The organism is Shinella sp. G-2, assembly GCF_050172695.1.
Lineage (GTDB): Bacteria > Pseudomonadota > Alphaproteobacteria > Rhizobiales > Rhizobiaceae > Shinella.
In genome coordinates this window covers 19,217-41,604 of the sequence record NZ_JBBEYH010000005.1, presented here as the reverse complement: position 1 = coordinate 41,604, position 22,388 = coordinate 19,217, and the positions used below count along the sequence as shown (strand labels likewise).

At 65.6% G+C, this 22,388-nt stretch carries 20 protein-coding genes; 9 read left to right on the top strand and 11 right to left on the bottom strand.

All coding sequences use genetic code 11. The features are described 5' to 3' along the window. Window positions 1–156 precede the first annotated feature (156 nt). Entirely contained in the window at window positions 157–1,116 is a 960-nt protein-coding gene (locus V8U06_RS10960) for a glutathione S-transferase family protein (RefSeq protein WP_427140651.1), read from the bottom strand. 262 nt (window positions 1,117–1,378) lie between these two features. On the opposite strand from V8U06_RS10960, the gene V8U06_RS10955 reads away from it, so the two are divergent. Then, a complete protein-coding gene (locus tag V8U06_RS10955) occupies window positions 1,379–2,155 on the top strand; it encodes a L,D-transpeptidase (RefSeq protein ID WP_427140650.1) in 777 nt (258 codons plus the stop codon). A 179-nt stretch (window positions 2,156–2,334) separates the two neighbouring features. Here V8U06_RS10955 and purN read toward each other — a convergent pair whose 3' ends face one another. Together purN and purM are read right to left on the bottom strand one after the other, a co-directional pair. Further along, window positions 2,335–2,997, bottom strand: a complete 663-nt coding sequence (gene purN, locus V8U06_RS10950) for a phosphoribosylglycinamide formyltransferase (RefSeq protein ID WP_427140649.1) — start codon at window positions 2,995–2,997, stop codon at window positions 2,335–2,337. Then, window positions 2,994–4,067: a phosphoribosylformylglycinamidine cyclo-ligase gene (purM, locus tag V8U06_RS10945; protein WP_427140648.1), complete on the bottom strand. Its 1,074-nt coding sequence runs from the start codon at window positions 4,065–4,067 to the stop codon at window positions 2,994–2,996. Before purM ends, purN begins: the two co-directional genes overlap by 4 nt. 436 nt (window positions 4,068–4,503) lie before the next feature. On the opposite strand from purM, the gene V8U06_RS10940 reads away from it, so the two are divergent. The 5 genes from V8U06_RS10940 (at window position 4,504) to V8U06_RS10920 (ending at window position 10,900) form a co-directional block, all read left to right on the top strand. Next, complete coding sequence (locus tag V8U06_RS10940) at window positions 4,504–5,625, top strand: AI-2E family transporter (RefSeq protein ID WP_226919989.1); 1,122 nt, start codon at window positions 4,504–4,506, stop codon at window positions 5,623–5,625. 23 nt (window positions 5,626–5,648) lie between these two features. Further along, window positions 5,649–6,344 carry a DnaA regulatory inactivator HdaA gene (gene hdaA / locus V8U06_RS10935; RefSeq protein WP_226919988.1) on the top strand — a complete coding sequence of 232 codons (696 nt, stop codon included), beginning with the start codon at window positions 5,649–5,651 and terminating at the stop codon, window positions 6,342–6,344. 202 nt (window positions 6,345–6,546) lie between these two features. Then, window positions 6,547–8,760, top strand: coding sequence for an RNA degradosome polyphosphate kinase (locus tag V8U06_RS10930; RefSeq protein WP_226919987.1), 2,214 nt, complete (start codon window positions 6,547–6,549; stop codon window positions 8,758–8,760). 11 nt (window positions 8,761–8,771) lie between these two features. After that, window positions 8,772–10,292 carry a Ppx/GppA family phosphatase gene (locus V8U06_RS10925; protein ID WP_427140647.1) on the top strand — a complete coding sequence of 507 codons (1,521 nt, stop codon included), beginning with the start codon at window positions 8,772–8,774 and terminating at the stop codon, window positions 10,290–10,292. A 56-nt stretch (window positions 10,293–10,348) separates the two neighbouring features. Beyond that, a complete protein-coding gene (locus tag V8U06_RS10920; RefSeq protein ID WP_427140646.1) occupies window positions 10,349–10,900 on the top strand; it encodes a DUF922 domain-containing Zn-dependent protease in 552 nt (183 codons plus the stop codon). A gap of 76 nt (window positions 10,901–10,976) precedes the next feature. Here V8U06_RS10920 and V8U06_RS10915 read toward each other — a convergent pair whose 3' ends face one another. Beyond that, complete coding sequence (locus V8U06_RS10915; RefSeq protein ID WP_427140645.1) at window positions 10,977–11,876, bottom strand: AraC family transcriptional regulator; 900 nt, start codon at window positions 11,874–11,876, stop codon at window positions 10,977–10,979. Between V8U06_RS10915 and V8U06_RS10910 the strand changes: the two genes are divergently transcribed. Continuing rightward, the gene (locus V8U06_RS10910) at window positions 11,875–12,282 is read left to right on the top strand and encodes a DUF2000 family protein (RefSeq protein ID WP_427140644.1); all 408 of its coding nucleotides are present in this window, start codon (window positions 11,875–11,877) and stop codon (window positions 12,280–12,282) included. The genes V8U06_RS10915 and V8U06_RS10910 overlap by 2 nt on opposite strands. A 41-nt stretch (window positions 12,283–12,323) precedes the next feature. Here V8U06_RS10910 and V8U06_RS10905 read toward each other — a convergent pair whose 3' ends face one another. Further along, window positions 12,324–13,223 (bottom strand): LysR substrate-binding domain-containing protein, encoded by a 900-nt coding sequence (locus V8U06_RS10905; RefSeq protein WP_427140643.1) that lies wholly within the window; start codon window positions 13,221–13,223, stop codon window positions 12,324–12,326. A 177-nt stretch (window positions 13,224–13,400) separates the two neighbouring features. Between V8U06_RS10905 and V8U06_RS10900 the strand changes: the two genes are divergently transcribed. Then, a complete protein-coding gene (locus V8U06_RS10900; RefSeq protein ID WP_427140642.1) occupies window positions 13,401–14,711 on the top strand; it encodes a dicarboxylate/amino acid:cation symporter in 1,311 nt (436 codons plus the stop codon). 79 nt (window positions 14,712–14,790) lie between these two features. Here V8U06_RS10900 and rnd read toward each other — a convergent pair whose 3' ends face one another. The 6 genes from rnd to V8U06_RS10870 all read right to left on the bottom strand — a co-directional run bounded on the left by rnd (window position 14,791) and on the right by V8U06_RS10870 (window position 21,825). After that, window positions 14,791–15,936, bottom strand: a complete 1,146-nt coding sequence (gene rnd / locus V8U06_RS10895; protein ID WP_427140843.1) for a ribonuclease D — start codon at window positions 15,934–15,936, stop codon at window positions 14,791–14,793. Between the two features lie 147 nt (window positions 15,937–16,083). Continuing rightward, window positions 16,084–17,466, bottom strand: a complete 1,383-nt coding sequence (locus tag V8U06_RS10890; RefSeq protein WP_427140641.1) for a multicopper oxidase family protein — start codon at window positions 17,464–17,466, stop codon at window positions 16,084–16,086. A gap of 85 nt (window positions 17,467–17,551) precedes the next feature. Next, window positions 17,552–18,793, bottom strand: coding sequence for an MFS transporter (locus tag V8U06_RS10885; protein ID WP_427140640.1), 1,242 nt, complete (start codon window positions 18,791–18,793; stop codon window positions 17,552–17,554). Window positions 18,794–18,923: 130 nt separating this feature from the next. Beyond that, window positions 18,924–19,301: a response regulator gene (locus V8U06_RS10880; RefSeq protein WP_427140639.1), complete on the bottom strand. Its 378-nt coding sequence runs from the start codon at window positions 19,299–19,301 to the stop codon at window positions 18,924–18,926. After that, window positions 19,270–21,222 carry a sensor histidine kinase gene (locus V8U06_RS10875; protein ID WP_427140638.1) on the bottom strand — a complete coding sequence of 651 codons (1,953 nt, stop codon included), beginning with the start codon at window positions 21,220–21,222 and terminating at the stop codon, window positions 19,270–19,272. Before V8U06_RS10875 ends, V8U06_RS10880 begins: the two co-directional genes overlap by 32 nt. A 102-nt stretch (window positions 21,223–21,324) precedes the next feature. Further along, window positions 21,325–21,825: a MarR family winged helix-turn-helix transcriptional regulator gene (locus tag V8U06_RS10870; protein ID WP_427140637.1), complete on the bottom strand. Its 501-nt coding sequence runs from the start codon at window positions 21,823–21,825 to the stop codon at window positions 21,325–21,327. Between the two features lie 114 nt (window positions 21,826–21,939). Between V8U06_RS10870 and V8U06_RS10865 the strand changes: the two genes are divergently transcribed. Then, a complete protein-coding gene (locus tag V8U06_RS10865) occupies window positions 21,940–22,362 on the top strand; it encodes an organic hydroperoxide resistance protein (protein WP_427140636.1) in 423 nt (140 codons plus the stop codon). Window positions 22,363–22,388: the final 26 nt, after the last annotated feature.

Here is a 22,388-nt window from a genome sequence, read left to right as displayed (position 1 = left end):
GGCCTGCCGGCCATCTCCCCCTCAAGGGGGGAGATCGGATGGAGCGATGCCTTGCACATCTCCAACGTTGCGGATTGGGCTAGGGTCATGCCTCTTGCCGATCTCCCCCCTTGAGGGGGAGATGGCCGGCAGGCCAGAGGGGGGGTGAGCCTCCGGTTACAGCCCCAGCGGAGAAAGATCCGGCCCGAGCGGCACGATGCGGTTCGGGTTCAGCGACTTGATCGAATAGTAGCCGTGCTTGATGTGGTCGATGTTCACGGTCTCGCGCACGCCGGGAAGGTCGAGCACGCGCTTCGTATAGGCCGAGAGCGCGGCATAGTCGGCAAGGCGCTGGCGGTTGCACTTGAAGAGGCCGAAATAGGCGGCGTCGAAGCGGATGAGCGTGACGAAGAGGCGGATATCCGCCTCGGTGAAGGTCGTTCCGGTGAGGAACGGCCGGCCGTCGCCAAGGCGGGCCTCCAGCTCGTCCAGCATCGCGAAGACGCCGTGATAGGCTTCCTCATAGGCGACCTGCGTGGTGGCGAAACCCGTACGGTAGACGCCGTTGTTGAGCGCGGGATAGATGTGCTCGTTGAGGGCGTCGATCTCGGCGCGCAGCGCCTCGGGATAGAGGTCGACGCTTTCGTCGGCCAGCGCGCCGAAGCCGCTGTTCAGCATGCGCACGATATCGGCGGATTCGTTGTTGACGATGGTCTTGCGCTCCTTGTCCCAGAGCACCGGCACGGTGGCCCGGCCGGTGAAGGTCGGCTCGGCGCGCGAATAGAGTTCGTGCATGTAGGTCGCGCCATTGAGGTCGTCGCGGTTGGCGCCCGGATAGTCGCCGAAACGCCAGCCCTGATCGGACAGCGCGGGTTCGACCACCGAGACGGAGACGACGGCGTCGAGCTTCTTCACCTTGCGGGTGATCAGCGTGCGCGAGGCCCAGGGGCAGATGAGCGCGACATAGAGGTGATAGCGCCCGGATGCGGCCGCATAACCGCCTTCGCCCGTCGGACCGGCGCTGCCATCCGGCGTCACCCAGTTGCGAAAGCTCGAGACCTGCCGCACGAAGCCGCCCTTGGCGTCCGTCGCCTGCACCGGCTGCCAGTCTTCCGTCCATTTCCCGTTGACGAGCATCGCATCTCTCCCATGGGGTTGTCGTCTCTCCGACCTACGCCGCGCGCGCGAAAACGGCAATTCGCGCGGCGATTGACACAGCGTTCACAAAGCGGCGCAGGGAAGCCACAGTCGCCGGCAAATGCGGCGCGCAAGCCTGAGGTCAGCCGCAATTGCCACAATTAGGGCAGGGTTGTGGACCTAATTCGCCTTTCGTTCGTTTGTTAGTGATTCAGCCTTTTCGTTCATCCTGCCTTTCCGCTCACCGGATACCGACCCTTCCATGACCGATACCGCGCTTTCCCGCCGCCGTTTCCTCCAGTTCTCCGGCCTCGCCATGGCAAGCGGCCTTGCCGGCTGCACGTCGTCGATGGACACGGACCGCTTCCGCTACGAAACGCGGCCCTATTTCCGCAATCCCGCGCTGGAGGGACGGCCGGAATATATCGACAACAGGCAGCCGATCGGCCTCTACGGCCAGACGCCGCCCTCGGGCCTTTTGCCGGAATCCTCGGAATATGCCGCCATGTACGGCCCGGTCAGCGACGGCGGCTTCCGGGTGCCGGCGGTGCCCTACCAGCAGATCGACGCGCGCTTCTACCGGCAGGAGGTCGAGAGCCCCTTTGCCGAAAAGCCGGGCACGATCATCGTCGATACGGGCAACCGCTTCCTCTATCTCATCCTGCCGAACGGCCGCGCCATGCGCTACGGCGTCGGCATCGGCCGGCAGGGCTTCGCCTGGTCGGGCCGCGGCGTCATCCAGTGGAAGCAGACCTGGCCGAAATGGACGCCGCCGGACGAAATGGTCCAGCGCCAGCCGGAACTGGTGAAATATTCCTCCGCCAATGGCGGCATGCCCGGCGGCCTCAACAACCCGCTCGGCGCCCGCGCGCTCTACATCTTCCAGAACGGTCAGGACACGCTCTACCGCCTGCACGGCTCGCCGGAATGGAAATCCATCGGCAAGGCCGTCTCCTCGGGCTGCGTGCGCATGCTGAACCAGGATGTGATGGATCTCTACGACCGTGTGAAGGGCAAGGCGCCGATCCTGGTCATCTGACGGGCGCCTGCGTCTTCGTCGTTTTCCGCCCGGGCAAACGTCTCGATTTCGGGCAACCTCTTCTCCGTCATCCCTAGGGCTCGCCCCGAGGATGACGTCGGTGGTTGGGTGAGGGGGAGGGGCAAGGCACGCCGGGCCGCTCGTTCGGCCCGTTTGCCCTACAAGCAGCCTGTCCGGCCTTACGCCGCCGGCGAAATGAGATGCGCGCCGTCCAGCACCGGCAGGTCGCCGGACGTTACGGCCTTGCCGTCCTCCATGCGCACCTTGCCCTCGGCGACGAGCCGAAGCGCCAGCGGATAGCTCCGGTGCTCGACGGTGAGCACGCGGGCGGCCAGCGCGTCGGCGGTGTCGCCGGGCAGGACCGGCACGGCCGCCTGCACGATGACCGGACCCTCGTCCATGCCTTCCGTCACGAAATGCACCGTGCAGCCGGCAAGGCGCATGCCCGCGTCGATGGCGCGCTGGTGCGTGTGGAGGCCGGGGAAGAGCGGCAGCAGGGACGGGTGGATGTTGAGGATGCGGCCCTCGTGGCGGCCGATGAAGGCGCCGGAGAGCAGGCGCATATAGCCCGCCAGGCAGATGAGATCGGGCGACAACGCGTCGAGCGCGTCGAGGATCGCCGCCTCATGCGCGTCCTTGCTGGCATAGTCCTTGCGCAGGAAGGTGCGGGTCGGGATGCCGAGCGCCTCGGCTTTCGCCAGGCCCCCGGCCTCGGCCTTGTCGGAGAAGACTGCGACGATCTCGGCCGGAAAATCCGGCGCCGCGGCGGCCTTCGCCAGAGCCAGCATGTTGGAGCCGCCGCCGGAAACGAAGGCGACGACACGCTTGCGGGAGGACGTCATAGGGCGAGCGTGCCCTTGTAGATCGTGCCGGCCGCGCCCTCTTCACGGGCGACCATGCGGCCGAGGCGGAAGGCGGTCTCGCCTTCGGCGGAAAGCGCGGCGGCGACCGTATCGGCCTTGTCGGCGGGAACGACGACGATCATGCCGACGCCGCAGTTGAAGGTGCGCAGCATTTCCCTGGCTTCCACGCCGCCGGTCTTGGCCAGCCAGGAGAAGACGGCCGGGGCCTTGACGGCATCGAGGTCGATTTCGGCGGCAAGGTGCTTCGGCAGCACGCGCGGAATGTTTTCCGGGAAGCCGCCGCCGGTGATATGGGCCAGCGCCTTGATGGCGCCCGTCTCGCCGATCGCCTTGAGGAGCGGCTTCACATAGATCTTCGTCGGCGTCAGCAGCGCCTCGCCGAGGCTCTTCGCGGCGTCGAACGGCGCCGGCGCATCCCAGGCAAGGCCGGAGAGCGTGACGATCTTGCGCACCAGCGAATAGCCGTTGGAGTGAACGCCGGAGGAGGCGAGGCCGAGGATGACGTCGCCCTCGGCGATGTCGCCGGCCGGCAGCAGCTGGCCGCGTTCGGCCGCGCCCACGGCAAAGCCTGCAAGGTCGTAGTCGCCATGGGAATACATGCCGGGCATTTCGGCCGTCTCGCCGCCGATCAGCGCGCAGCCGGCCTGGCGGCAGCCCTCGGCGATGCCCTCGACGATGGCCGCGCCCTGGTCGGGATCGAGCTTGCCGGTGGCGAAATAGTCGAGGAAGAAGAGCGGTTCGGCGCCCTGCACCACGAGATCGTTGACGCACATGGCGACGAGGTCGATGCCGACCGTGTCGTGGCGGTTCGCGTCGATGGCGATCTTCAGCTTGGTGCCGACGCCGTCATTGGCCGCCACGAGCACCGGATCCTTGAAGCCTGCGGCCTTGAGGTCGAAGAGGCCGCCGAAGCCGCCGATCTCGCCATCGGCGCCCGGGCGGCGGGTGGAGCGCACCGCCGGCTTGATCTTCTCGACCATCAGGTTGCCCGCGTCGATGTCGACGCCCGCATCGCTATAGGTCAGACCGTTCTTTTCCGACTGGCTCATGCTCTCGTCTCCGGCGCTGGAGCATTTTGCAGGCAGGCGGTCGCGCCTGCCGTCGCACAAATGCGGCAAAACAAATAGGCAGGACAGAGGACGCGAACATGGGGGAGCCCGGCTGCTCTGCACTGTTCGCGCCCGATTGGCATGGCGGGGGCATAAGTGCAAGCGCGATGCCGGGAAAACCGGGATTTTTTCACCGATTTACCCAGTGATGCGCGTGCGGACGCGCCCGGCGCACGCATGGGCAGCATGTGGAAATGGGGGAAAACGATGCGGCAGGTTTCCCCCGTTCCACCGGGAAGAAGAAGGGCGGGCCGGCCGGGTGAGGGGTCTGTCGAACGCAAAACCATGCCGCCTGCTTTTCCGCCGAGCCTTGACCTTTCTCGGCCGCGCATCCTATCTCCTCTGCAAACAGCGGCGAAACACGGGGAAAAACGCGATGGCAGCGCATATCAGCGGCGCGGGGTTGAAGCGACAGGTGATCTTCTGGGTCATCGCGCTCGTCTCCTTCGTGCTCTTCCTGCTCGTCTTCTCCGATATCCTGCTACCGTTCATCGCCGGCATGGCGCTCGCCTATTTCCTCGATCCGGTCGCCGACCGGCTGGAGCGCGTCGGCCTGTCGCGCATGATGGCGACGGTGGTGATCCTCGTCACCTTCGTCGTGCTCTTCGCCCTGTCGCTGATGATCGTCATCCCGCTGCTGGCGACCCAGGCGGCCGATTTCCTCGAAAAGCTGCCGGGCTACGTCACCCAGCTTCAGGAACTGGTCGCCAACTTCAATCCCAATCTCCTGCCCGGCTGGATCAGCAGCCAGATGGGCACGATCAAGCAGAGCTTCTCCTCCATCCTCGCCGAAGGCGCGGGTTTCCTCGGCACGGTGTTCAAGCAGCTCTGGAACTCCGGCATGGCGCTGGTGAACATCGTCTCGCTGCTGGTCGTCACCCCCGTCGTCGCGTTCTACCTCCTGCTCGACTGGGACCGCATGATCGCCAAGGTGGATAGCTGGGTGCCGCGCGACCACGTGGCGAATGTGCGCCAGATCGCCTCCGAGATCGACGCCGCCATTGCCGGCTTCGTGCGCGGGCAGGGCTCCATCTGCATCATTCTCGGCCTGTTCTACGGCATCGCGCTTTCCTTCGCGGGGCTCAATTTCGGCCTGCTGATCGGCCTCTTCGCCGGCATCATCGGCTTCATTCCCTATGTCGGCTCGCTGGTCGGCCTCGTCCTGTCGATCGGCGTCGCCATCGTGCAGTTCTGGCCGGAATACTGGATGATCGCGCTCATCGCCGCGATCTTCTTCGCCGGCCAGTTCGTCGAGGGCAACATCCTGCAGCCGAAGCTCGTCGGCAAGCGCGTCGGCCTGCACCCCGTCTGGCTGATGTTCGCGCTCGTCGCCTTCGGCGCGCTGTTCGGCTTCGTCGGCCTGATGATCGCGGTGCCGGCCGCCGCCGCGGTGGGCGTGCTTGTCCGCTTCGGCCTCAGCCGTTACCTTGACAGCGACCTCTACTATGGCCGCAGCAAGCCCGTTCTCCTGGAAGAGAACGCGCCGGACGGCGAGTGAGACAAGCGTATCCGAGTAGACCGATGACTTCGCGCAAGACCGCCGAACAGTTGCCGCTGGCCTTCGGGCACGACCCCGCGACGGGGCGCGACGATCTTCTGATCGCCGAACCCGTCGACGCGGCCGTGGCGATGATCGACGCCTGGCCACACTGGCCGTCGCCCGTGGTCGTCATCGCCGGCCCCGTCGGTTCGGGCAAGTCGCACCTCGCCGCCATCTGGCGCGAGAAGGTGGGCGCTGATCTTATCGAGGCGAAGGCGGAGAACGGCGCGGAAGAGGCGGCCGAGCGCGGCCCCGTGCTCATCGAGGATGCCGACCGCGCCGGCTTCGACGACCGCACGCTGTTCCACATCATCAACAATGTGCGCCAGCACGGCCACACGCTGCTTATCACCTCGAGACTCTGGCCGATGTCCTGGCCGGTCGAACTGCCGGATCTGCGCTCGCGCCTCAAGGCCGCCACCGTGGTGGAGATCGGCGAGCCCGACGACGAACTGCTCTCGCAGGTCATCGTCAAGCTCTTCGCCGACCGCCAGCTCTTCGTCGACGACAAGCTCGTCGCCTATATCGTCGCGCGCATGGAGCGCTCGCTGGAGGCCGCGCAGACGCTGGTGGAACGGCTCGACCGGCTGGCGCTCGCGCGCGGCAGCCGCATCACCCGCGCGCTGGCGCAGGAAGTGCTGGGCGAAATGGTCGGTGGCGGGGATTTCGCGGACTAGAGTTTGTCGGGCAAAAGTGGGAACCGGTTTTCCCGAAAAGACGAATGTCTGGTTCAATCCGAACCTGACATGCTCTCGGAACGGGCCTTTCCGCGCCGATTTCCACCCGCCCGGATTGACTGTCACAGTTCTGTCGTCAAACTGCGCTAAGCGCTTCGCGGATAAGCAGAAATCGAGCGCGGCAAGCTGGGGCGGAACTTCAATGGATACAGTGACATCCGACATGTCTCAGGAAAAGCCGGTCGAAGCCGTCGTGCCGGAAGGCGCATCCGTCGATGTCGAGGCGCTGATGGCCAGCCCCACGCGCTTCATCAACCGCGAATTCTCCTGGCTCCAGTTCAATCGCCGCGTCCTCGAGGAAACGCTGAACACGGCTCATCCGCTGCTTGAGCGCATCCGCTTCCTGTCGATTTCGGCGGCCAATCTCGACGAGTTCTTCATGGTGCGCGTCGCCGGCCTCGAGGGTCAGGTGCGCCAGGGCGTCGGCATTCGCAGCCCCGACGGCAAGACCTCGGCCGAACAGCTCGACGACATCCTCAAGGAGATCGACAATCTCCAGATGGAGCAGCAGGCCTCGCTCGCCGTGCTCCAGCAGTATCTCGCCAAGGAAGACATCCTCATCGTCCGCCCGACGGCGCTTTCCAGCGACGACAAGGTCTGGCTGCAGCAGGAGTTCATCCAGTCGATCTTCCCGGTGCTGACGCCGCTGTCCATCGACCCGGCCCACCCGTTCCCCTTCATCCCCAATCTCGGCTTCTCCATCGGCCTCCAACTCGAAAGCACGATGGGCAAGGAGCCGATGACGGCGCTCCTGCGCCTGCCGGTCGCGCTCGACCGCTTCATCCGCCTGCCGGACGCCAAGGGCGCCATCCGCTACATCACGCTGGAGGACGCCGTCGGCCTCTTCATCGGAAAGCTCTTCCCCGGCTATATCGTGCGCGGCTCGGGCACGTTCCGCATCATCAGAGACAGCGATATCGAAGTGGAGGAAGAGGCCGAAGACCTCGTGCGCTTCTTCGAGACGGCGCTGAAGCGCCGTCGCCGCGGCTCGGTGATCCGCATCGAGACCGACTCGGAAATGCCGGAATCGCTGCGCCGCTTCGTCGTCGGCGAACTCGGCGTGCCGGACAACCGCGTCGCCGTCCTGCCGGGCCTGCTCGCCCTCAACACGCTGTCGGAGATCGCCAAGGCGCCGCGCGACGACCTGCGATTCGAGCCCTACAATGCCCGATTTCCCGAGCGCGTCCGCGAACACGCCGGAGACTGCCTCGCCGCCATCCGCGAAAAGGACATGGTCGTCCACCACCCTTACGAAAGCTTCGACGTGGTGGTCCAGTTCCTTCTCCAGGCTGCGCGCGATCCTGACGTTCTGGCGATAAAGCAGACGCTCTACCGCACCTCCAACGACAGCCCCATCGTGCGCGCGCTGATCGACGCGGCCGAGGCCGGCAAGTCGGTGACGGCGCTGGTCGAGCTGAAGGCCCGCTTCGACGAGGAAGCCAACATCCGCTGGGCGCGCGACCTCGAACGGGCCGGCGTGCAGGTCGTCTTCGGCTTCATCGAACTGAAGACCCACGCCAAGATGTCGATGGTGGTGCGCCGCGAGGAGGGCAAGCTTCGCACCTATTGCCACCTCGGCACGGGCAACTACCACCCGATCACGGCGAAGATCTACACCGACCTTTCCTTCTTCACCTGCAATCCGACCATCGCCAGCGACATGGCGAACATCTTCAACTTCATCACCGGCTATGGCGAGCCGGAGGCCGGCATGAAGCTCGCCTTCTCGCCCTATACGCTGCGCCCGCGCATCCTGCGTCACATCGACGAGGAGATCGCGCATGCGAAGAACGGCGCGCCGGCGGCGATCTGGATGAAGATGAACTCTCTGGTCGACCCCGACATCATCGACGCGCTCTATAGGGCGAGCCAGGCGGGGGTGGAGGTCGATCTCGTGGTGCGCGGCATCTGCTGCCTGCGCCCGCAGGTGCCGGGACTGTCGGAAAACATCCGCGTCAAATCCATCGTCGGCCGCTTCCTCGAGCATTCCCGCATCTTCTGCTTCGGCAATGGCCACGGTCTTCCCTCGGACAAGGCGCTGGTCTATATAGGCTCCGCGGACATGATGCCGCGCAATCTGGACCGGCGAGTCGAGACACTTGTGCCTCTGATCAACCGGACGGTGCATGAGCAGGTTCTTTCGCAGATCATGCTGGGCAATCTCATCGATAACCAGCAGAGCTACGAGATTCTTGCGGACGGGACGTCGCGGCGCATGGAAGTGCAGGCCGGCGCCGAGCCGTTCAACGCTCAGCACTACTTCATGACCAATCCCAGCCTGTCCGGCCGGGGCGAGGCCCTGAAGTCCAGCACACCGAAGGCGATCGCGGGCTGGCAAGGCCGCCGGAAGAAGTAAACTGGATATTCATGGTCGAATCTGAAGCCCAGGGGCGTTTGCCTGGAATTGCCCCGGTGTCGGTCGTGGATATCGGTTCCAACTCGATTCGCCTCGTCATCTACGAGGGCATGAGCCGGTCGCCCGCCATGCTGTTCAACGAGAAGGTCATGTGCGGCCTCGGCAAGGGGCTTGCCAAGACCGGCCGCATGGACGAGGCGAGCGTCGACCGCGCGCTGGCCGCCCTTCACCGTTTCAAGGCCCTTTCCGTGCAGGCCCGCGCCTCCACCATGTTCGCGCTGGCGACCGCCGCCGCGCGCGAGGCGGAGAACGGCCCCGATTTCATCCACCGCGCCGAGATGATCCTCGGCCAGAAGGTGCGCGTGCTGACGGGCGAGGAGGAAGCCTATTTCTCCGCCCTCGGCATCGTCAGCGGCTTTGCCGATACCGACGGCATCGTCGGTGACCTCGGCGGCGGCTCGCTGGAACTGATCGATGTCGCCGGCGTCCATGTCGGCAAGGGCATCACCCTGCCGCTCGGTGGCATCCGCCTGTCGGAAGCCTCAGGCGGTTCGACCGCCCAGGCCCGCATCGTGGCGCGGAAGTACCTGCGCACCGCCAATCTCCTGAAGAACGGCACGGGCCGCGCCTTCTACGCGGTCGGCGGCACCTGGCGCGCCATCGGCGCCCTGCACATGGAGGTGCAGAACTACCCGCTGCACATGATCCAGGGCTACGAGCTCGGCTTCTCCGACGCCATGGATTTCCTGACGGACATCGTCACGGCCAAGGACCAGAAGGACCCGGCCTATGGCGCGATTTCCAAGAGCCGGCGCAATCTCTTGCCCTTCGGCGCGGTGGCGCTGCAGGAAACCATCGCCATCATGAAGCCCTCGCGGGTCTTCTTCTCCGCCCAGGGCGTGCGCGAAGGCTATCTCTATTCGCTGCTGCCCGATCGGGAGAAGGCGCGCGACCCGCTGCTCGCCGCCGCCGGGGAACTGGCCATCCTGCGCGCCCGCTCGCCCGAACATGCCCGCGAGCTTGCCGAATGGACCGGCCGCATGATGCCGCTTTTCGGCGTGACCGAAACGCCGGAGGAGGCCCGCTACCGCGAGACGGCCTGCCTCCTGGCCGACATTTCCTGGCGCGCCCATCCCGATTACCGCGGCCTGCAGGCGTTGAACCTCATCGCGCACGGCACCTTCATCGGCATCACCCATCCCGGCCGCGCCTTCATCGCGCTTGCCAATTACTACCGTTTCGAGGGTCTCAACGACGACGCGGTCAGCAGTTCGCTCGCCGGCATCGCCCCGCCGCGCATGCGCGAACTGGCAAAGCTGCTCGGCGGGCTGCTGCGCGTCGCCTATCTCTTCTCGGCCTCCATGCCGGGCGTCGTGCCGCATGTCGCCTTCCGCAAGTCGTCGCAGCCGGATGTCGATCTCGAACTGGTCGTGCCCGCCGACTATGCCGAGCTTGGCGGCGAACGGCTCGACGGCCGCCTGCAGCAGCTTGCCAAGCTGACCGGCAAGAAGCTCGCCTTCAAGTATCTGTGAGGCGCGCCATGCGGACCGCTGCCCTTTTCGCCGGCCTTCTCCTTTCTGCTATCCTCATGGATAAGGGCGCATATGCGCAGGACTGGCAGGCCGTCGAGCGGGTGGAGCCCTATGCGGTTACGGGATCGACCGGCCTTGAAATCTACCAGTCGATCGGCGAGCACGGCCCGAAACTCGGCGTCGCCCGCGTCATCGCCCATACCGGCTTCAAGCTGACCTGGACGCGCAAATACGAGCGCATCGGCAATGCCTGCGTCATCACGGTCAACAGGCCGAAGCTCGTCATCACCTACACCTTGCCCAGGCTGAAATCCAAGCTCTCCGGTCCGCTGAAGGGCCGCTGGGACACCTTCATCGCCGGCGTTACCGCCCATGAGAAGGTGCATGGCGATTTCATCAAGGATATGGTGAAGCAGATCGAGGCGATGAGCGTCGGCATGCGGGTCGAGAACGATCCGAAATGCCAGAAGATCCGCCCGCAGCTCCAGACCCGCCTCGGCGAACTCTCGGACGCCCAGCGCGCCCGCAGCCGCGATTTCGACCAGACCGAACTCAGCGACGGCGGCAACGTGCACCAACTCATCCTGCAACTGGTCGATCCGCGATAGAGCGCTCCGCCTTGCCGCACCGTCTTCGCGCCGGCGAAAAAGGGCGGGGCAAGTCTCGCTTTCGTGACGGCGGGGATCAGGCCGCCTGGCCGCCGGCCAGCGCCGCAAAGCGCCCCGGCGTCATGCCGAGCGCCTTCTTGAAGTGACGGTTGAGATGCGCCTGGTCGGCAAAGCCGCTGGCGAAGGCGGCCTCGGCGATGCTGTCGCCGGCCGCGATCAGCGCCTTTGCCCGCTCCAGCCGGCGCATGACGAGGTAGCGGTGCGGGCTCGTGCCGAGCAACTGGCGGAACTGCCGGGCGAGCGCGAAACGGTCGAGGCCCGTCACCGCCTCAAGCTCCGCCGAGCCGACCTGCCGGGAGAGATTTTCCCGCAGGAAATCGCAGGCCCGCAGAACCTCGGGGCGGGCGAGCCGTCCGGGCCGGGCCTTCGGCGCACCGGCATGGTCGATGAGGGCGGCGGCGATCTCGGCCATCGTCTCGTCGAGCTTCAGCGGCTCGATCGTCTCGTCCATGCTGCCGATGGCCTCGAGCAGAAGGCCGGCAAGCCGCGGATCCTCGATGACCGGGGCGACGAAGGGCAGCGTCCGCCCCCGCTCGGCCGTTGCCGGCAGGAAGCGTTCCGGCGGAATATAGATCATCCGGTAGGTGAGGCCGGCGTCGGTGCCCGCGCCGCCGTCGTGCAATTCGTCGGGATGCAGTGCGATGACGTTGCCGGGCAGGCTGAAGCGGGCCGCGCCCCGGTAGCGGAAGGTCTGGATGCCGGCCATCGTGACGCCCAGCGCATAGGTGTCGTGCCGGTGCGGCTCGAAGCCCTTGCCACGGAAGCGCGCCTCGATGCGCTCGATGCCGGCCAGCTCCGGCGCGACGACAATGCGGTCCTTCTGTTCGCACGAACGTTCAAGCGGCCCTTCGAGCGCGCCTGCTATCGCATTGGCCGCGGAATGGTCCGCGGCCTTTTCCCGGGAGAGTACCTGCATGTTCGATACCAAGTTCGCCGTCGTGCTGCGCGAGGATCTGGAGGTCTGGCAGAAGCTCAACGTCACCGCCTTCCTGTCGGGCGGGGTCATCGGCCGCAAGCCCGAGCTGATCGGCGAAGATTACCGCGATGCGAGCGGCAATGTCTACAATGCCCTCAGCGTCCAGCCCGTCATCGTGCTGGCGGCGGATGGAGCGACCCTGTCGAAGATCCATGGCCGCGCGCTGGAGCGCGCCGTGCCCGCCTCCGTCTATATCGAGGAAATGTTCGCCACCGGCCACGACGCGGCCAACCGCGCGGTCTTCGCGCAGTTCGGCCCCGAGGACGCGAAGATCGTCGGCATCGCCCTCCACGCCGACAAGAAGACCGTCGACCGCATCACCAAGGGTGCGAAGCTGCACGCATAGTTCAAGGCGCGACCGCCGCGGGCCGCGTGGCCGGCGCCGTCCTATGCCGGCCCGGCCGGATCGTGCCCCAGCCTGCGGCGGATTTCCGCGAGGAAGAGCTGCAGCGCCGGTACCGGATCGTGGTGGTGGTAGATGATGTAGACCCCCGATACCGGCGGATTGGGCCGGATCGGCAGGAAGGTGAGGGGGCCGGAGGTCAGCTTGGCGATGCCGGCGGGCACGATGCTGACCCCGAACCCGGCGACGATCAGGCTCGGGATCGACTGCGCGTCGATCACCTGCTGCGAGACGCGCGGCCGGTAGCCCGACGCGACGATGCACGCCATGACATAGGCGGCGAAGTCCGAGCTGTCCGGCCGCAGCACCACGTGCTGGTCGTCCCGCAGGTCCGTGATCGAGACGCTGTCGCGCCCGGCGAGCCGGTGGTCGGCGCGCACCAGCGCCACCATTTCCTCCTGCCAACCATATTCGTGGGCAAGTTCCTCGTCGCGCGGGATCGATCGGTTGAAGCTGACATCCGTGCGGCGGCTGCGCACCTCGTTGATCTGCGCGGAGGGCGATTGCTCATGCACGCGCAGCGTGATGCGCGGATAGGCGGCGGCAAAGCCCGCCAGGAGTTCGGACAGGCCGCCGCGCAGGATGGAGCCGGTCGTGCCGATCTCGATCATGCCGTCCTGGCCCTGCTGGACCTCGCGGATTTCCTGCAGGCTGCGCTCGTACTGGTCGAGCATGTTGATCGCCCGTTGCAGGAAGAGTTCGCCCGCCCGGGTCAGCATCACCTTGCGGCTGGTGCGGTTGATGAGGTCCGCCCCCAGTTCCCGCTCCAGGGTCTGGATCTGTGTGCTGAGCGGGGGCTGCGACATGTTCAGCCGCTGGGCCGCGCGAGTGAAGTTCAGCTCTTCGGCCAGAACCACGAAACACTGGAGCTGGCGCATTCTCATAGCGCGACCCTATAGATTGGCGACAAATCGATATTAGACAAGGATAAGATATTGGACAAGTATCAAGCCATGAGGGGGAGCCGCGACGGGCGCCGCGATGGAAGGACACGGTGGAGGCCGTGCGACCGCCCATCGGGCCGTGGATAACCCCTCCTTGCCATAGGGAGGAATGCAAACATGCCGAATTGGTCGAAGTCCTTGTTTGGACAGGTCTGCCTGGCGCTCGTGCTGGGTATCGCCGCCGGTTTCTTCGTGCCGGATCTCGCCGCCAGGATGAAACCGCTCGGGGACGGCTTCATCAAGCTCATCAAGATGCTGGTTCCGGTCATCGTCTTCTGCGTCGTGGTGCACGGCATCGCGGGGGCGGGGGATTTGCGCAAGGTCGGCCGCGTCGGCTTCAGGGCGCTCGTCTATTTCGAGATCGTCACGACCATCGCGCTCGCCCTCGGCATCGCCATCGCCTATCTGTTCGGGCCGGGCCACGGCATGAACATCGACGTCAGCACGCTCGACGCCTCGGCGCTCTCCACCTATGTGGAAAAGGCCCATGAGGTCAGCAGCGGTGGCACCGTCGAGTTTCTGATGAAACTCATCCCGACCACCATGATCAGCGGCTTTGCCCAGGGCGACGTGCTGCAGGTGCTGCTGGTGGCCATCCTGTTCGGCTGCGCCCTGGCGCAGGTCGGCGAACGCGGCAAGCCGCTTCTCCACATGATCGAACTGGCCGGCGACGTGACCTTCAAGATCATGTCCTTCATCGTCCGCCTTGCCCCGCTCGGCGTCTTCGGCGCCATCGCCTTCACGGTCGGAAAATACGGCGTCGGCTCGCTGGCGCAGCTCGGCTATCTCGTCGGCCTGTTCTATCTGACCATCGCGCTCTTCGTCTTCGTCGTGCTCGGCTTCATCCTGAAGATGGCTGGGTTCAGCATCGTCAAGCTGCTGCGCTACCTGCGCACCGAGGTCAGCATCGTCGCCGGCACCGCCTCCAGCGACGCCGTGCTGCCGCAGACCATGCGCAAGCTGGAGCATCTGGGCATCAAGGACTCAACGGTGGGCCTCGTCATCCCGACCGGCTATTCCTTCAACCTGGACGCCTTCTCGATCTACCTGACGCTGGCCGCCGTCTTCATCGCCCAGGCGACGAACACGCCGCTCGCCTTCACGGATCTGCTCGCCATCCTCGGCGTGGCGCTCGTCACCTCCAAGGGCGCCCATGGCGTGCCGGGTTCGGCGATCGTCATCCTCGCCGCGACGCTGGCGGCCATCCCCAGCATCCCCGCCATCGGCCTCGTTCTCGTGCTCTCGGTCGACTGGTTCATGGGCATCGCCCGCGCGCTCGGCAACTATCTCGGCAATTGCGTGGCGACGGTGGCGATCGCGTCCTGGGTCGGCGATATCGACAAGGAGCGGGCGCGCCGGGTGCTCGACGGCGAGAGTCTGCCGGCACCGACCTTCACGGAAGGCGCCGTCGCCCGCAATGCCCGCTGAAAGGGCTGTCTGACAGCACGCATTCAAGACAAAGGCCTGTGGTGATACAGGCCTTTTTCGTTTGCGCTAGAGAAAGAGCTTAAAGCTCGACCGCCTCGATCTTGCGGTCGACGAAGCGTAGCGCGACCTTGCCGCCGATGAGGTTGAGGGCGGTTTCGCCGAAGAGATCGCGGCGCCAGCCGGTGAGGGCCGGCACGTCGGCGGCTTCCCCCTCGACGGCGATCTTTTCGAGATCGTCGCTGTTGGCGATGATCTTGGCGGCGACGCCCTGCTTTTCCGCGACGATCTTCAGGAGAACCTTCAGCATTTCGCTGGCGGCGGCCGCACCCTCCGGCACGTGGTTCTGGCGCGGCAGGCGCGGCAGGTCGGCCTTCGGGATTTCAAGCGCTTCCTTGATGGCGTCGAGCAGCGCGGTGCCGGACTGCGAGCGCTCCCAGCCCTTGGGAATGGTGCGCAGACGCCCCAGCGCCTCGGCATCGGCCGGCTGCTGCTGGGCGATTTCGTAGATCGTATCGTCCTTCAGGATGCGCGAGCGCGGCACGTTGCGGCCGCGCGCCTCCCGTTCGCGCCAGGCGGCCACCTTCTGCAGCACGGCCAGTTCCATCGGCTTCTTGACGCGCATCTTCAGCCGCTTCCAGGCGTCGTCCGGATGCAGGTCGTAGGTGTCGCGCGATTCGAGGACGGACATTTCCTCGGTCAGCCACAGCGAGCGGCCGGCCTCGTCGAGCTTGGCCTTCAGCGCCAGATAGACGTCGCGCAGATGCGTCACGTCGGCGAGCGCATATTCGAGCTGCTTTTCGGTCAGCGGTCGGCGGCTCCAGTCGGTGAAGCGCGAGGACTTGTCGATGTGCACGCCCTTGATCTTCTGCACGAGCTGGTCGTAGGAGACGCTGTCGCCGAAGCCGCAGACCATGGCGGCGACCTGGGTGTCGAAGATCGGGTGCGGGATGAGATCGCCGCGGTTGACGATGATTTCGATGTCCTGCCGCGCGGCGTGGAACACCTTCAGCACGGCCGGATTGCCCATCAGCTCGAAGAAGGGGGCAAGGTCGAGGCCCTTGGCGAGCGGATCGACGATCACCTCGATCTCGGGGCCGGCGAGCTGGATGAGGCACAGTTCCGGCCAGAAGGTCGTCTCCCGCAGGAACTCCGTATCGACGGTCAGATACTCGGAACGGGCGAGCGTCTCACAGGCGTCGCGAAGGGCTGCGGTGGTCTCGATGATCTGCATGACGGTCTCGGGCGGGCTTTTCTCTGAAATTTTTGATCGGGCAGCTTTAGACGCTCCACGGTTTTGCCACAATCGAAAACTTGCCGGCGCGCGATTTGGGATCGCGCCGTGCCCGAGGGGCCACCCGCATGGCAGGGCCGTTCACGTCACCCGCACATAGCTCGTCATGCCGGTCTTCTGGTGCTCGATGATGTGGCAATGGAAGACCCAGTCGCCGGGATTGTCGGCGACGAGGGCGAGCTGCACCTTCTCGTCCGGCAGGATGAGGTAGGTGTCGGAGAAATGCGGGCGGATGGCCTGCTTGTTGGAATTCATCGGCTTGAAGACGAGGCCGTGCAGGTGGAGGGGATGCACCTGCGGCGTCGGGTTCTCGACGTTGAAGATATAGGTCTTGCCCGCCTTCATCTCGGCCAGCGGTGCGGTCGGGTCGCCCGTATCGTCCGCCCACGGCACCTTGTTGATGGCCCAGAAATTGTAGCCGAGCGAGCCGCAGATGCCGTCCTTCGGCCGTTCCTCCGCCGAGGCGCTGAGGATGAAGGGCAGTTCCGTGGCGGCGGAAAGGTCGGGCTCGGGCAGGGGATTGGCGGCGAGCGCCGGCAGGTCGGCGATGTTGCGCTTCAGCGACGCGCCGACCGCGCGGAAGGTGGCGAGCGTGGCGGGCCTGGTGCCGCGCAGGTCCTTCAGCGCGGCGACCGCGCCTTCCGTGTCGGGCATGCGCAGGACGAGGTCGAGCCGTTGGCCGGGGCCGATCATCAGGTGGTCGGGCGCAAAGCGTTCGGCGGCCGGGTTGCCGTCGGCAGCGATGACCAGCGCGTCGGCCCCCTCGACGGAAAGCGCGAGGATGCGCGTGACGTCGGTCGCGGCAAGGCGCAGGCGTACAAGGCCGCCGGCCGGGGCGTCATATTGCGGCGATTGCCGCCAGTTGGCGGTGCGCACGGTGCCGAAGGTGCCGGCGCGGGCGGCGTCGCGTGGCTTGAACTGGGCGATGAACTGCCCGTCGCCGCCGAGCCGCCAGTCGCGCAGGTTCAGCACGATCTCGGCGTCGAAGACGGGATCGGCCGGGTCCTCGACGACGATCAGCCCGGCAAGGCCGCGGCCCATCTGCTCCAGCGTGTTGCAATGGGGGTGATACCAGAACGTGCCGGCGTCGGGCGGGGTGAAGGCATAATCGAAGCCGTCGCCCTCATAGACATAGGGCTGGGTGAGGAAGGGCACCCCGTCCATCCGGTTGTCGATGCGCAGGCCATGCCAGTGAATGGTCGTCGGTTCGTCCAGCCTGTTGTCGAGGCGCAGGTTGAAGAGTTCGCCGCGCCGCATGCGCAGCACCGGCGGGATCTCGGCATCGCCATAGGTCATGACGCCCCTGGTCGGCCCCTTGTCGGTGATCAGCGCCTCGGAGCGGCGGGCGACGAGCGGCATGGCCGCCCGGGCGTTCGCGATGCCGCCGAACCGGCCCGCAAGGCCGCCGCCGGCAAAGGCTCCGGCGACGAGTGCGCCCTTCATCAGCGTGCGGCGTGTCAGCATGGCGGTCCCTCCGGTGCGTCGACCGTTTTTTAAACCTGAGGGCATCGCTCAGCAATAAGCCCGCGCCGACCAGATTGCCGCAGCCTTACGGGCGGCCGTTGCGGTCCTTGTCGCCGGCGGCGAGCTTGTTGAAGAAAAACGATGTGCGCAGGAGATTGCGGAAGCGGCTGCGCCTTTCGCCGGCCGGCACGGCGGGCCGCGCGCTCATGCGCAGCGCCGTATAACCCATGAAGGCGACGAGAATGACGGCCGTATAGAGGAACAGCGCCTGCGGCCCGAAGAACTGCAGGAGCACCGAGGCGAAGAGCGGGCCGATGATCGCCCCGCAGGACCAGAAGAACAGCATGCCGGCCGAGACCAGCGCATGTTCGCCTTCGCCCGCATGGTCGTTGGCATGGGCCGAGCAGAGCGAATAGAGCGGCATGGCGAAAGCGCCGAAGATGAAGATGCCGACGAGGTTCTTCCATTCGTCGCCGCCGGCGAAGACGGCGAGATAGAGCGCGGCGAGCGCCGAACCGAGCGTCGCGACGAGGATGACGAGGCGGCGGTCGAGCCGGTCGGAATAGATGCCGAGCGGATATTGCAGCACCACGCCGCCGACGATGCCGGCGCTCATGAAGCTGGCGATGGCGGTGACCGACAGCCCGATATCGTGCGCATAGATCGGCCCGAGATTGCGGAAGGCCGCATTGGTGAGACCGACGACGATGCAGCCGACGGTGGCGAGCGGCGAAATGTTCCAGAGCTTCTTGACGTCGAAGCGGATCGCCTCCGGCACGGTCGGGCTGGAGCGGTCGGCCAGCGAGATCGGCACCAGCGACAGCGACAGCGCCATGGCGACGATGGCGAAAAGCTCGAATCCGCCGATGCCGATGCCGGGAATGAGATATTGCGCCGCCGTCACCGAGCCGAGATCGACGAGGCGGTAGACGGACAGCGTGCGCGCCCGGTTGGCATTGGTGACGGAGGCGTTCAGCCAGCTTTCGACAGTGGCGAAGAGGCTGGCGAAACAGATGCCGGCGACGAGGCGCATGACGAACCAGATGAGTGGATCGATGACCAGCAGCATGGCGATGGCCGAGGCCGACGCGATGGCCGCCATGGCCGAGAAGGTGCGGATATGGCCGATGGCCCGCAGCACGCGCGTCACATAGATGCAGCCGATGGCAAAGCCGATGCTGTAGCCCGCGCCCAACAGGCCGATGAGCGTGGTGGAGAAGCCCTCCTGCGAGGCGCGCAGCGCGATGAAGGTGCCTTGCAGCCCGTTGCCCCCGATGAGGATGCCGGCGGTGACGAGAAGGGGAATCAGGGGGCGAATCGTGGACATGCCGGCACTATGGCGAAGCTTTTGCGGAAGAGGAGGGGGAAAGCGCCAGGGACGCGGAAATTGTATGCAATGGCGATGGGGTGGCGGCCCGGAAGGCCGCCGTCCGGCAGGCAGCGGCGTAACCGGTTCCTCAGCCGCCCAGCAGTTCCGCCATGAGGCGCAGGTGATCGGCCTGCAGGGGCTTTTCGAAATAGCTCTTCACGAAACTGTACTGCATCGCCCGCTCGCGGTCCTTGCCGAGATGGGAGGAGGTGAGCATGGCGACGACGGGGGCGTGCACCTCGAATTCCTCGGCATAGCGGTCGAGGAATTCGAAGCCGTTCATCACGGGCATGTTGATGTCGAGGATGATGGCGTCGGGCGTTTCCTGGTGCAGGATGTCGAGCGCTTCCGTGCCGTCGAAGGCCTTGAGCACGCGGATCGACGGATCGAACTTGCGGATCGTGTAGTCGCAGATGAACTGGTCGTTCTCGTCGTCATCGACGACCAGGATCGAGGTGATTTTCATGATGGTCCCCGTCGGGCAGCTCTATTATGAACCGGCTGCCCTTATCTCTTGCTTCATATAGCGCAGCTCCCCCCAGGGATTCCGCGCTCTTTCTTAAAATGTAGAGGCCGAGCCCGCTGCCGAAGGACCGGTTCGGGTGCAGCCGTTTGAACATCTTGAACAACAAATGGCGGCTCTTGAGCGGAACGCCCAGGCCGTTGTCTTCCACCGACAGCCGCAGCTTGCCGGCATAGCGGAAGGCGCGGACATCGATCCTCGGCTCCGCCTCCTTCGGGTCATGATATTTGACCGCATTGGACAGCATGTTGCCGACGATGACGTGGAATTTCGACGGCTTGCTGTCAATTGTCAATTCCGCGGGGACGTGATTTTCGATGCGGATGCGCTTGACGTCGTCGAGATGGGAGAGCGCGTCGATGGCTTCGGAAACGAGGTCGTGCAGCGGAATCCGCCGGCTCTCCTCCTCCATCAGCCGGTTGCGCGTGATGGTGATGATGTTCTGGATGAGATGGTCGAGGCGGCGGAAATTGTGCTCCATGCGCTGGAGCATCTGGCCGAGCGCGTCGGTATCGCCCTCCGCCAGCATTTCGCGCGAAATGCCGAGCAGGCCCATGGAGGAGGCGATGGGCGAACGCAGGTCGTGCGAGGTGCGGTAGGCGAATTCCTCCAGTTCGGCATTCGCCTCGATCAGCGCCTGCTCGCTCGCCTTGCGCTCGGAAATGTCGCGCACGATGCCGCTGTATATCGTCGTGCCGTTGAGCTCGATCTTCGCCACGGCGAGGTCGAGCGGGAAGATGTCGCCGCTCTTGCGCCGTCCCTCCACCTCGCGGCCGATGCCGATGATGCGCGCCTCGCCGCTGCGGTGGTAGTTGCCGAGATAACTGTCATGGGCGCTGTGATAGGGCTCGGGCATCAGCATCTTGACGTTGCGGCCGATCATCTCGCCGGGCTCGTAGCCGAAGATGCGGGTGCAGGCGGCGTTGACGGTGAGGATGGCGCCGCGCTCGTCGATGGTGACGATGCCGTCGACGGCATTGTCGATGATGGCGGCAAGGCGGGCCCGGCTTTCGGCAAGGTCGGCGGCCATGCCGCGGGCGCGGCGCGAGGAGAAATAGAGGTGGGCGATGAGCCCGGCATAGAGCGCGCCGGAGATCAGCACGAGCCAGGAGAGCGTCGAATGCGCGCCGCCGCCGCTGCTGGAGAAGGTGATGCCGAAGGAGCGCTCGTAGCGCGCCAGTTCGTAGTAGGTCATCGCCAGCAGCAGCAGATAGGTCGCAAGGCCCAGCACGCCGGCGAGCGTCAGCCGGTTGTAACGGGACGCCTCCGTGCCGACGAAGACCACGGCGACGCCGAGCGCGACGAAGCAGCTCGCGCTCTGGAAGGACATGCGGGTGAAGCGGACCCAGTCATGCGCGAAATCCAGCGCGATGATGTAGCCGATGAGGGCGGCGGCCGAGACGATGATGAGGACGAAGCCGAGCGCGATCTGCGTCAGGTCGTTTTTCTGCCGCCGCGCCCGCAGGCAGAGCGCGATGCTTGCCAGCATGAAGCAGAAGGCCGTGTTGGGCGCGATGCGGCCCGGCAGGCTGGTGCCGATATCGACGAAGGGCGTGTCGAGCAGCGTGTCGATGCCGGCGTCGATGCCGAAAAGATGCTGGGAAAGCGCCAGCGCGCCGTAGACGAAGACCGGCGCCAGCAGGATCGTGGGCAGGTGCCGGAAGCCGTGCGCGATGAGCAGCAGCGCCGCGCCGGTGATGGCAACGGCGAGCGCCGCGTTGAACTTCATGCCGAAGAGGGACGGGTATCGCGCCGCAAGGCCGGCCGGTTCGGCCAGCCACAGCGTCATCATGACGACGCCCACGGCGATGCACCAAAGGCCCGCCGCGACGTTCGCCTTCTGCCAGGACCACTCCCGATTCACCCTTGCCCCCTTGGCGGTTCCGTTCCGCCTTGGCGCGCACCTTAGCGCGAAGGTTGAATCGCGAACAGGTGCCGTAGGGTGAGGAGATGAAAAATCCTACTTTTACGCCGCGTCGTCCCGCGCCGGGGCGGCTTCGAGCTGCTCGGTCAGGCGTTGCAGGTCACCGGTCAGCGCCTGCAGCGCCGCCAGCGAACAGCCGGTCGCCTGGCCGATCGCCATGCGGATGGCGACGGCCTCGCGCTGCATGGCGCGGCCCTTGTCGGTCAGCGTCACCAGCACCTGCCGCTCGTCGCTCCTGTCGCGGGCGCGGTGGATATAGCCGGCGGCTTCCAGCCGCTTGAGGAGGGGGGAGAGCGTGCCGGAATCGAGCCCCAGCTTGGCGCCGAGCGCCTTCACCGAGCGGCCGTCCTCCTCCCACAGCGTCATCAGCGCGATATATTGCGGATAGGTGAGGCCATAGGGGTCGAGCAGCGGCTTGTAGGTGCGGTTGAGCGCATGGGCGGCGGAATAGACGGCAAAACAAAGCTGCGCGTCGAGCGCCAGCATGTCCGCCGGCACGTCCGCAAATTCGCCCGTCTCAACCTCGTCACGTTTGTCGCTCATGCTGGCCATTCTCGCACAAATGGCCAAAATTGCAATTTGCAAAATCATATTGCGCGCAATTTAATTTTGCGCTACCTATTGCCCATCGACAACGAAACCAGGAAGGAGACATCCATGCCCATTCTCTACAGGACCAAGGCTTTCGCAACCGGTGGCCGCGCCGGTCATGGCGCAACCGAAGACGGCACCGTCGACGTCACGCTGACCGTTCCGAAGGAACTCGGCGGCGACGGCGCAACCGGCGCCAACCCGGAAAAGCTCTTCGCCATCGGTTACTCCGCCTGCTTCCTCGGCGCGCTGAAGTTCGTCGCCGGCCAGGAAAAGGTGAAGATCCCGGAAGACGCCAAGGTGACCGCCACCGTCGGCATCGGCCCGCGTGAAGACGGCGGCGGCTTCGGCCTCGAAGCAGCCCTCGAAGTGTCCGTCCCCGGCGTCGACAAGGCCGTGGTCGAAGACCTCGTCAAGAAGGCGCATGTCGTCTGCCCCTACAGCCACGCCACGCGCGGCAATCTCGACGTCAAGACGACCGTCGCCTGATCCGTCCAAGCGATCGCACACATGAA